This is a genomic window from Methylocystis silviterrae, from assembly GCF_013350005.1.
Classification (GTDB): domain Bacteria; phylum Pseudomonadota; class Alphaproteobacteria; order Rhizobiales; family Beijerinckiaceae; genus Methylocystis; species Methylocystis silviterrae.
In genome coordinates this window covers 146,524-160,985 of sequence record NZ_JABVWW010000003.1, presented here as the reverse complement: position 1 = coordinate 160,985, position 14,462 = coordinate 146,524, and the positions used below count along the sequence as shown (strand labels likewise).

The 14,462-nt window shown below is 64.4% G+C and carries 12 protein-coding genes and 1 pseudogene; 7 read left to right on the top strand and 6 right to left on the bottom strand.

The genetic code is table 11. From position 1 onward, the window contains the following. Positions 1 to 128: 128 nt before the first annotated feature. From HUN39_RS04350 to HUN39_RS04340, 3 genes are all read right to left on the bottom strand, one after another. Positions 129 to 770, bottom strand: coding sequence for a hypothetical protein (locus HUN39_RS04350; protein ID WP_175093269.1), 642 nt, complete (start codon positions 768 to 770; stop codon positions 129 to 131). A 120-nt stretch (positions 771 to 890) separates the two neighbouring features. Further along, positions 891 to 1,643 carry a hypothetical protein gene (locus HUN39_RS04345; RefSeq protein WP_175093268.1) on the bottom strand — a complete coding sequence of 251 codons (753 nt, stop codon included), beginning with the start codon at positions 1,641 to 1,643 and terminating at the stop codon, positions 891 to 893. A 10-nt stretch (positions 1,644 to 1,653) separates the two neighbouring features. Further along, positions 1,654 to 2,025 (bottom strand): Rieske (2Fe-2S) protein, encoded by a 372-nt coding sequence (locus tag HUN39_RS04340; protein ID WP_123177143.1) that lies wholly within the window; start codon positions 2,023 to 2,025, stop codon positions 1,654 to 1,656. A 163-nt stretch (positions 2,026 to 2,188) separates the two neighbouring features. On the opposite strand from HUN39_RS04340, the gene HUN39_RS04335 reads away from it, so the two are divergent. From HUN39_RS04335 to HUN39_RS04325, 3 genes are read left to right on the top strand one after another with little or no spacing between them, the layout of a single operon-like run. After that, the gene (locus HUN39_RS04335; protein WP_175093267.1) at positions 2,189 to 2,479 is read left to right on the top strand and encodes a helix-turn-helix domain-containing protein; all 291 of its coding nucleotides are present in this window, start codon (positions 2,189 to 2,191) and stop codon (positions 2,477 to 2,479) included. A 22-nt stretch (positions 2,480 to 2,501) separates the two neighbouring features. Then, positions 2,502 to 4,475, top strand: coding sequence for a squalene--hopene cyclase (shc, locus tag HUN39_RS04330; RefSeq protein ID WP_175093266.1), 1,974 nt, complete (start codon positions 2,502 to 2,504; stop codon positions 4,473 to 4,475). Between the two features lie 45 nt (positions 4,476 to 4,520). After that, a complete protein-coding gene (locus tag HUN39_RS04325) occupies positions 4,521 to 5,252 on the top strand; it encodes a phosphorylase family protein (protein ID WP_175093265.1) in 732 nt (243 codons plus the stop codon). Here the strand turns inward: HUN39_RS04325 and hpnH are convergent. Continuing rightward, positions 5,193 to 6,344, bottom strand: a complete 1,152-nt coding sequence (gene hpnH, locus HUN39_RS04320; protein ID WP_175093264.1) for an adenosyl-hopene transferase HpnH — start codon at positions 6,342 to 6,344, stop codon at positions 5,193 to 5,195. The genes HUN39_RS04325 and hpnH overlap by 60 nt on opposite strands. Before the next feature lie 330 nt (positions 6,345 to 6,674). On the opposite strand from hpnH, the gene HUN39_RS04315 reads away from it, so the two are divergent. Beyond that, the gene (locus tag HUN39_RS04315; RefSeq protein ID WP_175093263.1) at positions 6,675 to 8,879 is read left to right on the top strand and encodes a coiled-coil domain-containing protein; all 2,205 of its coding nucleotides are present in this window, start codon (positions 6,675 to 6,677) and stop codon (positions 8,877 to 8,879) included. 3 nt (positions 8,880 to 8,882) lie between these two features. On the opposite strand, the gene HUN39_RS04310 is transcribed toward HUN39_RS04315, so the two are convergent. Then, on the bottom strand, positions 8,883 to 9,701 hold the full coding sequence (locus HUN39_RS04310; RefSeq protein WP_175093262.1) for a hypothetical protein: 819 nt from the start codon (positions 9,699 to 9,701) through the stop codon (positions 8,883 to 8,885). A gap of 190 nt (positions 9,702 to 9,891) precedes the next feature. After that, a complete protein-coding gene (locus HUN39_RS04305) occupies positions 9,892 to 10,872 on the bottom strand; it encodes a hypothetical protein (protein ID WP_175093261.1) in 981 nt (326 codons plus the stop codon). Positions 10,873 to 10,974: 102 nt separating this feature from the next. Between HUN39_RS04305 and HUN39_RS04300 the strand changes: the two are divergent. The 3 genes and pseudogenes from HUN39_RS04300 to HUN39_RS04290 all read left to right on the top strand — a co-directional run bounded on the left by HUN39_RS04300 (position 10,975) and on the right by HUN39_RS04290 (position 14,358). After that, positions 10,975 to 11,881: pseudogene (locus HUN39_RS04300) on the top strand (50S ribosomal protein L11 methyltransferase). 76 nt (positions 11,882 to 11,957) lie between these two features. After that, the gene (locus HUN39_RS04295; RefSeq protein ID WP_175093260.1) at positions 11,958 to 13,772 is read left to right on the top strand and encodes an aminopeptidase P family protein; all 1,815 of its coding nucleotides are present in this window, start codon (positions 11,958 to 11,960) and stop codon (positions 13,770 to 13,772) included. A gap of 67 nt (positions 13,773 to 13,839) precedes the next feature. Then, entirely contained in the window at positions 13,840 to 14,358 is a 519-nt protein-coding gene (locus HUN39_RS04290) for a hypothetical protein (RefSeq protein WP_175093259.1), read from the top strand. Positions 14,359 to 14,462 lie beyond the last annotated feature (104 nt).

Here is a 14,462-nt window from a genome sequence, read left to right as displayed (position 1 = left end):
CGCACGCACAGACTTGCGCTCAGGTAGACGCAACGGACTTAATCGTAGGCCGCAAGGCCCGCGCCCGTAGATTCCGGTCGCGCGCGGCCAGCGAGCGGGCGCAGCTTTGCGCCCTGCCCTCGTCGAATTTACGCAGCCTTCTTTTGCAGCTCGGCAATATAAGCCGTCGCCTTTTCGACAAGCGCGGCGATCCGCTTCTGCACGACCGGCAGATTGTCCTTCGCCTTGAGAAGGGCCGACTGCAGCTCGCTCATAGCCTTTATCGTCCGCGGATGCGTCTTCAGCTTCGTCCACTCGGCCCGCAGATCGAGATTCGCCAGCCAGGCGAGCGTCTTCTCGGTCAGCGGATGCGTCTTCACCGCCTCGACCTTGGCCTGAAGATCAAGCGTCGAGAGATAGGCCAGCGCCGCCTTTGAACCATTTTCGGCATGGCGGCGCGCGATCGGGAGAAGTTCGACAAATTTCGCGGCGCCGCGCTTCATCTCGCGCAGGGCGAGCTCCGTCAAAACATTGGCCTTCAGCAGGGCGTAGAGTCTGGCGTTCAGCTTGCGCAGCTCTCCTTCGAGCCGCAGGATCGTAAACTCCTGCTGTCTGAGCTGGTTGACGGCGCCCGCATGCAGCGAATTGACGCGCTGCAGCTCCGTCCTGACCCGTTGCAGCTCGGCGTCGAGCTGATTCACGTGATCCCTGATGGAGTCGACCATCGGGAAAGAAAACTTACCGGCCTCGAGGTCGGCCAGTGCGCGTTCGCCTTCCGTGTTCGTAGCCATGCTCACTCCTCTCGCTCCGTTCGAACGACCATCGGCGGCCGATGGTTAAGACTTCGTTTCGCCCGGCAAAAACATCAGCAGTTTTTACAGTGGCGCCTCGTCGCGGCGTTACGGCGCGGCCTACACCCGCCGCGACAGCGAGCGCAGGAACCCCTGCATCTCGTCCGTTAGGTCGGTCTCGATCGCCGGGGCCATCTTCAGCAGCATATTGGCGATGAAGGCCTGATCGTTGCGCGTTTCGGCGAGGCATTCCTGCAACTCCGGCACGCTGTCCTCGATATGCGCCATGAAGGCGACGCCCTTCTCCAGCGTTTCCGTCCATTTGGCGCGCGTCCACAACGCCAGCGGATAGACGATCTCGTTCACGAAATTCGATTTGCGCGCCTTTTCGAAGAAGCGCAGGCCAGCGTTCCAGTTCTCTCGCGCGCGCATGGGCGGCGGCGGGATGTCGCCTGCAAGCATTTTCTGCGCGGCCTGCCCGACATGATCTTCAAGGCTCATCGGCGAGGCGATGGGCGATCGGAAACTCCACAGCGCCGTCGATCCTGGAAACTCCTGGCCGAGCTGCTCGGTGAGCGCCGCGTCGACCTTTTCAACCGCCGCCTTGTCGCCTTTCAGCGCCGCGGCCATGCAAAAGGCAAAGAGCGCGTCTCCCCCGTAATTCACCGCGGCCGCGCCTTTGATCTGCTGCGGCGTCAGCTTCGGCGTCGCGCCGTCGGCGGGGACCTCGGCGTCGCCCGCGCGCAGCGCCGTGATGAAACTCGTGATCTCGAGCCACGGCACATAATTCGCGATGAAGGCGTCGGGATCGACATGCACGATCGCGAGATTGAGCGGTTGCTTTCGCTTTTGCAGTTCCGCCATATCGGTCATAGAGCGCCTTTCATTCTTCGGCGAGCAGCACGCCGGTGAGGCAGACGTCGCCCTCGTCGACGACGAGTTTGATCGGCGTCAGCCGTTGGCCCTGACAGGGGCCGATGAAGCAGTGGCCGGTGTCGATGTCGAACTGCGCATGATGCCTGCCGCATTCGAGGAAATTGCCTTCCTCGTCCATGAAGTGGCCGGGATTGACGTCGAGCCGCTCGCCTTCATGCGGGCAGGCGTTTTCGAATCCGTAGAAATTGTTGCCCTTGCGTGTGATCAGGATCGGATAGGGGGCGGCGTCGCCGCTCGCCTCGGCGCGCATCAGGACGAATCCCGTCGCCTCGGCGTCCTCGATCTCGTCTGTCCGACAAATCACATAGAGTTCGTCCATCGGCTCACCTTTCGGACAAAGTCGCGCGCCACGCCGGCGCCAGGCGCCCTCACCCGTTCCTGTAGCAATCGACGAGCCAGACTCGACTTGACGATATAGTCAATTCACTATAGCCCATGCGCATGGGCGCGAACTTGGCGTCCAATACATCCCCCAAGCCGAGATGACCGAAGACTCGCCCGCGCCCAAGGCGCCGCCCGACGACCACCTCCTCAAGGCGCAGCTCGTTCGCAAGATCGAAGCGCTGCTCAAGGAGCGCGGGTTGAAGCAGGTGCAAGCCGCGCAACTTTTCGGCGTCAAGCAGCCGGACGTGTCGAAGCTGCTGCACGGCGATTTCCGGCAGTTTTCGCTGGAGCGGCTCATGCGATTTCTCGTCGCCTTGGGGCAGGACGTCGAGATCGTGGTGAAGCCGCATCATGAGTCGGCGAAGTCCGCGACGCTCAGCATCGCGTGACCGCACATACAAAGGGATTGCCATGAACGCCGCCGCGCGTATTGACGCTAATTTCACCGCCGTTTCGACCGAGGCGCTGGAGACGAGCATTCAGAACGCCAAGCGCGCGCTGCTGTCGCTCGGCAAAGGCGATGGACATTTCTGCTTCGAGCTCGAAGCCGACACGACCCTCTCGGCTGAATATGTGCTGATGCGCCATTTCCGCGCCGAGCCGGTCGACGCCGAACTCGAGCGCAAGATCGCGGTCTATCTGCGCCGTTGTCAGGGCGATCACGGCGGTTGGCCGCTTTATCAAGACGGGCCTTTCCACATCAGCACCAGCGTGAAAGCGTATTTCGCGCTCAAGATGATCGGCGACGACATCGACGCGCCGCATATGGCGCGCGCGCGCGCGGCGATCCTCGCCTATGGCGGCGCCGCCAAGAGCAATGTGTTTACGCGCGCGCTGCTGGCGCTTTACGGCGAAATCCCGTGGCGCGGCGTGCCGGTGATGCCGGTCGAAATCATGCTGCTGCCGAAGTGGTTTCCCTTCCACCTCGACAAGATTTCCTATTGGGGCCGCACCGTTCTCGTGCCGCTGCTGGTGCTGATGACGAAAAAGCCGCGGGCGAAGAACCCGAGGAACATTCACATCGGCGAACTCTTCACGACGCCGCCGGAAGAAGTGAAGGTGTGGCCCAAGGGCGAACACCAGACCTGGCCCTGGGCGAATATTTTCGGGCAGCTCGACAAGCTTCTGCGTTTGATTGAGCCGCACATGCCCAACGGCCCGCGCGAACGCTCGATCGAACTGGCCATGACATGGACGACCGAGCGTCTCAATGGCGTCGACGGACTGGGCGGCATCTTTCCGTCCATGGTCAACAGCCTGCTGATGTATGACGTGCTCGGCGCGCCGGACGCCGACGAGCGTAAGCAACAGGCGCGCGAGGCGATCGAGCGGCTGCTCGTCGCGACCGATACGGAAGTCTATTGCCAGCCCTGCGTCTCCCCGGTGTGGGACACTTGTCTGACGGCGCACACGCTGCTTGAGACGGGCGACGAAGACGCGCGCGAACAGGCGCGCCAGGCCTGCGAATGGCTCGCGCCCTTGCAGGTGCTCGACGTCAAGGGCGACTGGGCGGCGCAGCGGCCCGACGTTCGGCCCGGCGGATGGGCCTTCCAATACGCCAACGCCTATTATCCGGACGTCGACGATACGGCGGTCGTCGTGACGGCGATGGATCGCCTCACGGCGAATGACGCGTCCCGTCCCTATGACGAACGCATCGCCCGCGCCAAAGAATGGATCGTCGGCATGCAGTCGAAGAACGGCGGCTGGGGCGCCTTCGACGCCGACAACACATGCCACTATCTCAACCACATCCCCTTCGCCGATCACGGCGCGCTGCTCGATCCGCCGACGGCGGACGTTTCCGCGCGCTGCGTGTCCATGCTGGCGCAGCTCGGCGATACGATCGAATCGAGCGAATGTCTCAAGCGCGGCGTCGACTATCTGCTCAAAGAACAGGAAAAGGACGGCAGTTGGTTCGGCCGCTGGGGCGCGAATTACATCTATGGAACCTGGTCGACGCTGTGCGCGCTCAACGCCGTCGGCCTGCCGCATGACCATGACGCTTACCGTCGCGCCGTCGCCTGGCTCGTGACGATCCAGAACGAGGATGGCGGCTGGGGCGAAGACCTCGCGAGCTACAAGCTGGACTACAAGGGCTATGAAAAATCCCCCTCGACGGCCTCGCAAACTGCCTGGGCGCTGCTCGGGCTGATGGCGGCGGGCGACGTCGACCATCCGGCGGTCGCGCGCGGGATCGCCTATCTGCAATCGACGCAGAACGACGCCGGCCTATGGAATGAGGCGCGATTTACCGCGACGGGTTTTCCGCGCGTCTTCTATCTGCGCTATCATGGCTATGGAAAATTTTTCCCGCTCTGGGCGCTCGCGCGCTATCGCAATATGAGGCGCGCCAACAGCAAGCGCGTGCAGGTCGGGCTCTAAAAACATTCTTTCAATGAAGCTGATACGGCCTCGGCCGGAGGAGCAATGGCGCGCGCGACAGGCCGTAGAAAAACCGCCGAACTGAGCGCCCTCGCGCCGATTCTCGTCATCGTCGGCATGAAGCGCGAGGCCGCCTGCGCCGCCGGCGAAGGCGTCACGACGTTGTGCAGCGGCGCGAATGTCGCGCGCCTTCGGCAAGCGCTCGACGCGCTTGGCGAAACTGATTTTTCCGCCGTCGTCAGCTTCGGACTCGCGGGCGGACTGGATTACGCGCTGCGGCCCGGCCATGTCGTCGTCGCCGACGCCATCGTCGGGGGCGACGCGCGGCGCGACACCCATCCGCGGCTCGCTTCAGTGCTGATGAAAGGCGCGGCCGCGGCTGGCTGCAAGGTTGCGCCGGGGGCCATCATCGGCGTCGATCAGCCCGCGATGCATCCAGCCGCCAAGGCGGCGCTGCGCGAAGGCGCGCAAGCTGTCGCGGTCGACATGGAATCGCATCTTGCCGAAGAATTCGCGCGGCGGCGCGACATTCCTTTCGTCGCGCTGCGCGCGATCAGCGATCCGGCGGCGCGCGCGCTGCCGCCGCTCGTCGCCAAAGCGCTGACGCCTGAAGGCGACATTCACGCCCTCGGCGTCGCCCGCGAGCTGATCCGCGGGCCGCATCAACTTGGCGGCATGATTAGGGCGGGCCTCGACTCCCGCGCCGCCTTCGTCTCGTTAGGCCGCTGTGGACCGTTGCTCGGCCCGTTGCTGCGCCTCGTGCTCGCGGATCTCTGAGAGCTTGGCGATGTTTTCGTCATAGACATATTCGGCTGGGCGCTGGTTCTCGAGCGAGACGTCAGGCGCCATCGGCCCCTCGGTGCGCACGCCAAAGAGCGCGACGGCGGCCGCCCGCCAAGGCCGGCGGACCGAATCGGCGACGGCGGTCGCCTCAAAGCCGGAGTGCACCATGCAGTCGGCGCATTTCTCGTAATTGCCGACGCCGTAAGCGTCCCAGTCTGTCTCCTCCATCAACTGCTTGAACGTCGGCACATAGCCCTCGCCGAGCAGATAGCAGGGACGCTGCCAGCCAAACACCGTGCGCAGCGGCATCCCCCAGGGGGTGCAGCGATAGCTGACATTGCCAGCCAAAAAATTCATGAACAGCGTCGACTGGGAGAGTTCCCAAGCCTTCCCGCCCCGGCCGCGACGCAGAATGGCGCGGAACAAGTCCTTGGTGCGCGTGCGGTTGAGGAAGTGAGTCTGATCCGGCGCCCGCTCATAAGCGTAACCCGGCGATAGCGTCATCCCGTCGACGCCGAGCGCCGTGGTCGCGTCGAGGAATTTCGCGACGCGCTCGGGATCAGCGTCGGAAAAGAAGGTGCTGTTGGTGGTGACGCGGAAGCCCTTGGACTTGGCGAGTTTGAGCGCCTCGACGGCGCGCTCATAGACCCCGTCCTGGCAGACCGCGCGGTCGTGCATTTCCTTGTCGCCATCGAGATGGATCGACCAGGTGAAATAGGGGCTCGGCTTGAAGAGGTCGATCTTCTTGGCGAGCAGCAGAGCATTGGTGCAGACGATCGCGAACTTGCGCCGCGCGACGACGCCTTCGACGATCTGAGGGAGGTCCTTGTGCAGAAGCGGCTCGCCGCCGGCGATCACCACCACCGGAGCGCCACATTCGTCCACCGAGCGCAGCGCGTCCTCGACCGAAAGCCGCTTGTTGAGGATATGATCGGGATAGTCGATTTTGCCGCAGCCGGAGCAGGCCAGATTGCAGCGGAACAGCGGCTCCATCATGAGCACGAGCGGATAGCGCCGCACGCCCAAGAGGTGCTGCTTGACGAGATACGCGCCGATTTTTGCGATATAGCGGAACGGAATGGCCACGGCTGACCCCTTGATGACTTGACGGGTTCAAGGCCCGTCAGCGCGAGTCGCGGCCGAACGGCCCAGCCGCAGACAATAATCTCGCCGTCTAGCACGAATCGTTCAGGAAGGGGAAGCGGGGGCGCCGCGCCGCACCACCCCCCAAGGTGCGACGCGCGGCGAGCATCCGCCGAGAGCGCAGGCGACGCGCTGCGCCGCAGCGGCGGCTCGCCCTTGCGCCGGAGCGCAAATCCGTCTCAATTCGCCGGCAACGTCACCAACCCGTCATTGCTTTTCTAAGGGAGCGGATATGCGCAGCCGGCTGGTTCCAGCGTCGAGAGCGTCCGCGCGATGACCGCCTCTGCGCAGCAGGCGCGCGCCCCCGACGCCTCGGCCCCGCGGCGGCGCTTCGGACTTTTCGACGCTCTGATTTCGCCGCTCGCCCGCCTGTGGAGCGGCGATCTCAACCTCGGCCGTGTCGGGATGGCCGCCGCCCTGCCCGTTCTGGGCTGGGTCTTCTACACAACCTCGTCCGGCATGATCGACATCATGCAGAGGGAGCCCGGAGACGTGATCGGGATCGCGGGCACGCTGATCGCGACGACCGCCGTCCTCACCATGCTCGCCTCAACATCCTGGTCGCTGGGCGTCGACCTTGCGGCGCTCATCGCGCGGCGGCGCATGGCCCGCGAACGCATGATCATCAAGACCGGCGTGACCGCGCTGGTCTTCGCCTTCGTCTTCTCGATCTCCGCCTTTTTTTCCTTCACCTACTACTACAACAACATCTTCAAGCTCTCCTCGCGCAAGATCGTCGCCGAGCTTCAGCCGATGGAGCTTGCGACGGAAGTCCTGCTGCCGGCGACGAAGGACATCGCCGCCGCTTACGAAGCGGACTCGGCGCGCATCGCCGCGACACCCAGCTACAAGGCCTATCTCGATTCAATCGACGGCCTCATCGCCACCGCGCGGCAAGCGGGGCCGGCGCTGCGCGACGCCATTCGCAAGCGGCAGGAGGCGCAGCAGGCGGTGATCGCGCAGGCCGCGAGCCAGGCCGCGCTGGAAATGGAAAGCGCGCAGGCGGCGATGCGTCAGCTCGAGGATGCGCGACGCGACATCGAGGCGCTTGAGCGCAGCATCGCGGAGCTCGACGTCATCATCAAGGCGAAGCAGGACGAGATGACGTCCGTGGCCGCCACGGCGCGTCAGGAAGAACAGCTCGCCGTCGACGCCGCGCACGGACTCGATGGGCTGGGCGCGGCCTGCGGCCCAAATTGCCGCGGGCATCAGGAAAAAGCCGCCGAAGCGATGCGACGCGTGTCGGCGCTCAGGCAGACGCTCGCGGGCCCCGCGACCGAACGCGCCAACGCGGTGAAGCGGCGCGACGCGCTCAACGCCCAGACGATCACGCTAAAACAGAAGGCCGAGACCGCGAGCGCCGCTTCCGGCCGGCCGATGCCGAAGGGCGAAGCCGCGCTCGATCTCGACGCGACGTTGCGCGACCTCGCCGCGCTGCGCGACCAGCTGCGCCTCGAGCCGACGTGGCGCGCCGTGCGCGACGCGAAGCCCCTATGCGAACCGATTCTCGCGGCGGCGCGGCAATCCAACGCGCTGCCGGGAAGCGTGCCGCGCGACTTCACCTGCGAACCGCAGGGGGAGGCGCGCGATCTGCTCTCGGCGCGCGACGAAACGATCGCCGCCCGAGCGGCCTTCGATAAAAAATGTGGGCTCGAAGCCGGGCTGCGCGACGAACTCTCAGTGATTGTCGCCAAGATTCGCTCGGCGCCGGCGTCTGACAGGGGCGCCGCGGCAAACGGCTTCAACGATGCGAAGACCCTCGTCGACGCCTGCGTCGTCTCCGGCAAGGCGGCTGGGCTTTCAGACGACGAGGTGCGCGAGCTTTTGAAAAAAAGCGACGCCTATTTGCGCACGCATAGTTCCGAGCGCAATAAATTCGAACTGGCGCGCGAAGCCTTCTGGAGCTTCACCCCCGATTCAACGATGGCGATCGGCGTCGCGATGGCGCAGGACGCCTTTCTGTTCATCATGAAATTCCTGTCGGAGATTTTCAAACGCGGCTATGAGGCGCGCGAGCGGCGTCAGTTCGCCGCGCCGATCGATCTTTCCGACGACGAGGAGCAGCCCGTCGATATCCGCGCGATGAAAGCCGTCTTGCGCGCGGCGCGCCCGGTTCACGGCGACATGAGCGAGATCGACCCTGACGCGGAAGCAATGTCGACGCTGCCGCCCAATGTGCACGACAATATCGTCGCTATTCTCAATCGGCTCGTGCGCGACGAAATCGCTCATGTCGACCGCAAAGGCGCCTATCTCGTCGACAACGTCACCGTCGGGCAGATTGAGGCGCGGCTCTTCGCGGCGCTGAAGCCGCGCTCCGCCCGCGCCTTGCATTATTCTGCCGACGGCGTCATCGCCAGCGGCCCGCGCGCCTATTACTCGGACGCCGGCGCCGCGAACCTGCCGCGGCGGCGCTCCGGCGCGCTTGAGCGCTACCTGATCGCCGAACCGGGACCGATGGGGCGTTCGCCAGGTTAGAGTTCAGGCGGCGACGGAGGTTGCGCGCGCGGCGCGCAGCGACGGAACGTAGCGCAGGCAAAGACCCTGCGGCGCGTGCAGCAGACCGGAAACGACGCTGATCTCGCGCCAGCGGGGATAGCTCGCCGGCAAAAACTGCAGCGCCAGGCCGACAGCGCCGAGAAACTCCGTCTCGCTCGCAAAATCGTCGGCGCCAAAGGTCAGCGTCGCGTCCTGGCCCGTTTCGGCGCCCCGCGCCAGAAATTCGAGCGTTGGCGTCGCCCAATGGGTCGCTTCCAGCGCATCCTCGAGCGCGCTCCAAACGTCCCGCGGATCGATGAAGCGAACGAGGTAACGCGCCGGCGCGGCGTTGTAGCGCGTCGCCTCGTCTTCGGTCACGAGATCCGGTTGTGCATCGAGCTCGGCGTCCGCCATGGCGAGCAGCGCCGCCGGATGTCGACGCCAGTCCGCGGCGCTCGCGCTCCAGACGGCGCTCTGCTGATAGAGACGTCCATGGCCGCTTTCGCCGTCTTCAGGCCGGAAGCGCGCGCGCAAAAAAATTGCGCGGCGAGAATTCGGCTCGGGGGCGACCCGCGCAATGAAGGAGCCGCGTCGTCGAGAAGCAGGATCGACGAGGTCAGGCTCGAAGCGGCGAAGCGCCATCAGACGCGGCGGCGAAAGCAGCCGGTCGTCGGCCGGCTGCAGATTGCAACTGCGCAAGGTCACGCCATAGCCCGCGGTCGCCGGCACGCGCAGCGTCGCGCCAAAAGCGAGCTTCCCATAGTGCAGCCGTTCGAGAGAAATCTCGGCCGTTTCGTCGCCATTCGGCGCAGCTAGGCGCATCGCGCGTCCTTTCGCGCGGGAAATCCGCGCGATCACCCTATGCGCAGAGCCTTAAGCAAGAATTGACGAAATTTCGCTTTAGAGCAGGTCCCGAAAAAGTTGACAGAATTTTTCGATGAGGACCTGCTCCAACATTTTGATTTGAGCGATTCCTTATCGATCACATGGTTCCATGTGATCAATAAGCGCTTCAGGCGATCTCCTCGATGCGCGCGTCGAGCTGCTGGTAGGAAAAGGTGAAGGCGCTGTCGAGGCCGAGCGCGGCGTAAAGAAACGGCTCGGCGGTAAGAAACGGCCGCCAATACTCATTATAGGCGCGGGCGCCTTCGAGGCCCGCGCGACGAAACCGGCGCTCGCCAGGCTGATGCGGATCGATGTTGGGATTCTGAAAGCGCTTGACGAAGCCATAGGCCGAGCAAACCGTGAAGCGCACCGACGCGCCGCCGCCGTTCGGCGACTCCAGAGCCCGCAGCCGATCCAGCCATTGCACGGCGCGCAGCGATTTGCGCAAGGCGTGCAGCGCCACCGCCGGATCGCAGGCGTAGGTGAAAGCGCTCGGCCCGAGGCGCGCGAACAAGCGCTCATATTGCGAGAAGACGACGACGAGCCGCTTGAGCTTTTTCTCAGGCGCCAGCGCCAACCGGTCGATGAGGCGCGCGAGATTGCCGGACCAGCCGGAATCCTCGAGCCGCACCAGCGGCAGCACGATCACGATCGCCTCCGCCTCAAGCATTTGCCTGGCGAGCTTGGCTTTGACATCATTGAGGATGGCGACCTCGGCGCCGTCCGGCGGCACCGCGATCTCGCCCGCCGAGTCGATGATCTCCAGAAGCCAGGGACCCCGTAGCACGGCCGCCGGCGGGGCTTCGCCGTTGACCGTCAGGCGGAAGCGATATTCGTAAGTGTCGAGCGTGTCGGTGGCGAGGCCGCCCTCGGCGAATTCGCGCCGCAGCCGCTCATAGTCGCCCTGTTCGACCGACAGCAGATTGGCTTTTTTTGGCTCAGCGCCCTCGGCGAAATATTCCGCCTCGGTGATGGGCTGCAGCGCGGGGCGCAGCCGCGGCGAATAGCCAAAGGCGCTTTGCGCGACGCAGTCGACGAGAGAGGCGAGCAGCGACGACTTGCCGCCCTTCTTCGGGCCGATCAGACAAATCGAAAGTCTTTCGGTCATTCACGCCTTCAACTCGTTGGAACCAGCCTCTAGCGCGACAATACAGACCGATGGCGCTTGGCGAAAGGTGACGCGCGCGCCCCGGCCGTGGTAAGCGCGCTCATGCTTGAAGGACTTCCCCCTAATAACGCCAGCCACATGCTGCGCCTCGATTGCGACGAAAAACGCGCCCGCGCCGTCGCCGACCTCATCGTCGAAACCTTCGAGCCGACAGAGACCGCCGCCGCCGCCTTCGAGCTGGACGACGGCCCCCAATGGTCCGTCGAGGTGTATTTCGCGACCGCGCCCGACGAAGCGCAGATCCTTGCCCTGATCGAGGCCGCCGCCGACGCCGAAACGGCGCGGGCGGCGCGCTTTTCGACTGTCGCCGAGCAGGACTGGGTAGAGAACGCTCTTGCCGGATTGGCCCCGGTCCGCGCCGGCAGGGTGCTGGTGCATGGCGCACATGATCGGGACCGGCGGCGCGCGGGCGGCGCTCGCCTTCGGCACCGGCCATCACGGCACGACGTTGGGCTGCCTCAAGGCGCTCGAGAAAATCGCCAAGCGCCGGCGCCCACGCCGCATTCTAGATGTGGGGACAGGCACCGGCGTTCTGGCGATCGCCGCCGCGCGGCTCTTTCACCAACGCGTCGCCTGCGGCGATATCGATCCCGTCGCTGTGGCGACAGCCTCGGCCAACGCCCGCGCCAATGGCGCCGGGGCCGATGTTCGCCCGGTCGTCGCGACCGGGCTCCGCCACCCGTCGCTGCAAGGCCAATATGATCTGATCTTCGCCAATATCCTGGCGAAGCCTCTGCGCCTGCTCGCGCCGGAGATTGTCCGGGCCGCGACGATTGACGCGGAGCTGGTGCTTTCAGGACTGCTGGCGCGCGACGTGCGCGGCGTGCTCGACGCCTATCGCGCCCAGGGGTTTTTCCTCGCCGAGCGAAGCGACATCGACGGCTGGGCGACTCTGGTGTTGAGACGCGGCGGATCGTCCTGGTCCCCGTCCTCGCCCCTCCCCCGTTAAGGCGGGAGAGAATTGGGAGGGGGAAAGGCGCGCGCAAAGCATTGCCCTGCGGCAGGCGCGCGACTAGCTTTGCTTCATGTTCGAAGCGAAATTCCAAACATTCGTCGACGACGCCATGCGCGGCGACAGCGCGGCGCGCCTCAAGGCGCTGCGCGCTGAGTTGAAACGGCAAGGACTCGACGGCTTTCTCGTTCCGCGCGCCGACGTCCATCAAAACGAATATGTGCCCAAATGCGCGGAGCGTCTCGCCTGGCTGACAGGCTTCACCGGATCGGCCGGCTTCGCCGTCGTGCTGGAGAAAGAGGCCGCGCTCTTCGTCGATGGCCGCTATGTCATTCAGGTGCGCGGCGAGATCGACGCCAAGCTTTTCAAGCCGCTCGACATCGCCGAAACGACGCCAGCCGCCTGGCTCAGCGGACAGGCGCGCGAAGGCGCGCGCATCGGCTATGACCCCTGGGTGCACACCAGCGCGCAGATCGAACGCTTCGGGAAAATTCTCGCGGAAAAGAAGATCGAACTCGTTCCGCTCAACGCCAATCCGATCGATGCGCTGTGGATTGACCGGCCGGCCGAGCCGAAAGGCGCGGTGGCGATTCATCCGGCGCGTTACGCCGGCGCGAGCGCCGGCGCCAAGATCAAGAAGCTGCGCGCGGCGCTAAAAGATGCGGACGCGGCGTTGATGTCCGATCCGCATGCGATCTGCTGGGCGTTCAACATTCGCGGCGCCGATGTCGCGCATACGCCGATCGCGCTGTGCTTCGCGCTGCTGCCCAAGGAGGGCGCGCCTGCGCTTTACATCGACGATGCGAAGCTCGCGCCGAAGGTGCGCGCGACGCTTGAAAAATTTCTGACGCTGAAATCGCCTGAAAGCCTCGTCGAGGATCTCGTGCAGTCCGGCGAGCGCGGCGCGACCATTCTCTTCGATTCTGCGACGGCGCCAGCGAAACTTGTCGAAACCTTGCGCGCGGCGGGCGGCAAGCCGCGTCTCGCCGACGATCCGGCGACGCTGCCGAAAGCGATCAAGAATGAAAGGGAGCTCGACGGCGCGCGCGAAGCTCATATCCGCGACGGTGCGGCGCTGACGCGCTTCCTCGCCTGGTTCTCCGAAACCGCGCCAAAGGGCCGGCTCACCGAAATCTCCGCGGCGGAAGCGCTCGAAACCTTCCGCCGCGAAAACGGCGACCTGCGCGACATTTCCTTTCCGACGATCTCGGCTTTCGGCGAACATGCGGCGATCCCGCATTATCGGGTGACGGAAACCAGCAATCTCAAGATCGGTCGCGGCGTCTATCTCGTCGATTCCGGCGCGCAATATCTCGACGGCACGACCGACGTGACGCGCACCATGGTCGTCGGTCCGGCGTCGAAACAATTGCGCGAACATTTCACCCGCGTGCTCAAAGGCCATATCGCCATCGCCCGCGCCGTCTTTCCCAGGGGCGTCTCGGGCGCGCAGCTGGATGCTTTCGCGCGCCGCGCGCTGTGGGAGGCAGGGCTCGACTTCGATCATGGGACGGGCCATGGCGTCGGCGCTTACCTCTCGGTGCATGAGGGGCCGCAGCGTATCTCGAAGCTCGGGACGACGCCGTTGCAACCGGGCATGATTCTGTCGAACGAGCCCGGCTATTACCGCGCCGGCGAATATGGCATCAGGCTTGAAAATCTCGTCATTGTCGAGAAGCGCGAGATCAAAGGCGCCGAACGCGAGATGTATGGTTTCGAGACCATCACGCTGGCGCCTTTCGATCGCAATTGCATCGAACCGAAATTGCTGACCCCGGAAGAAATCGCCTGGCTGAACGCCTATCACGCCCGGGTACGCAAGATCCTCTCGCCGCTTTTGGACGCGAAGACGCGCAAATGGCTGCGGGAAGCGACGACGTCGGTATGAACAATCTCGAAACGGATGACGTTGATCGGTTGATCCTCAGAACTCCGCTCGCTCGGAGGAAAATGTCATGAGCATTGGCGCAGAATTTACTCCGAACGAACCCATCGCCGCATTGGCCGGCGAGGCCTTCGCCAAAGCCGTCACGACGCTGGCGCGCGGACACATGCTGACGCCCTTCGGCGTGGCGCGGTCCGACGACGGCGTCGACCAGCCGCAACAGTTCGTCGTCAGCGATGCAGGCAAGATTGATGTCGCCGAAAGCGTCGAGGCGGCGCTGCAATGGCTTGAAGACGAAGCGCCGAACGCCGATGTCTGCATGATCATCCTTGACGGCTATTTCAGCAGTGAGGACGGCCGCATCGACGCGGTGGTCGGCCGCGCGCTATCGCTGAAGCGACAGTTGATGGTCGAGATCGCGCTGCCTTACGAGAGCGCTGAAGACGACGAGGGTCTTGAGTTTTCAGACCCGCAATATCGCTTTTCCGGCGTCGCCGAAGACGGCGTGGAGATCGAAACGGTTGACGTCGACGCCGACGCCTTCGACGCCGTCTTTCGCAGCGCCTTCGCGAAACACGCGCCGGCCTAGAGCAGGTTCCGAAAAAGTTGACAGACTTTTTTTAAGAGAGAACCTGCTCGGACGTTTTGATTTTGAGCGATTCCTTATCGATCACATGATTCCATGTGATCGGG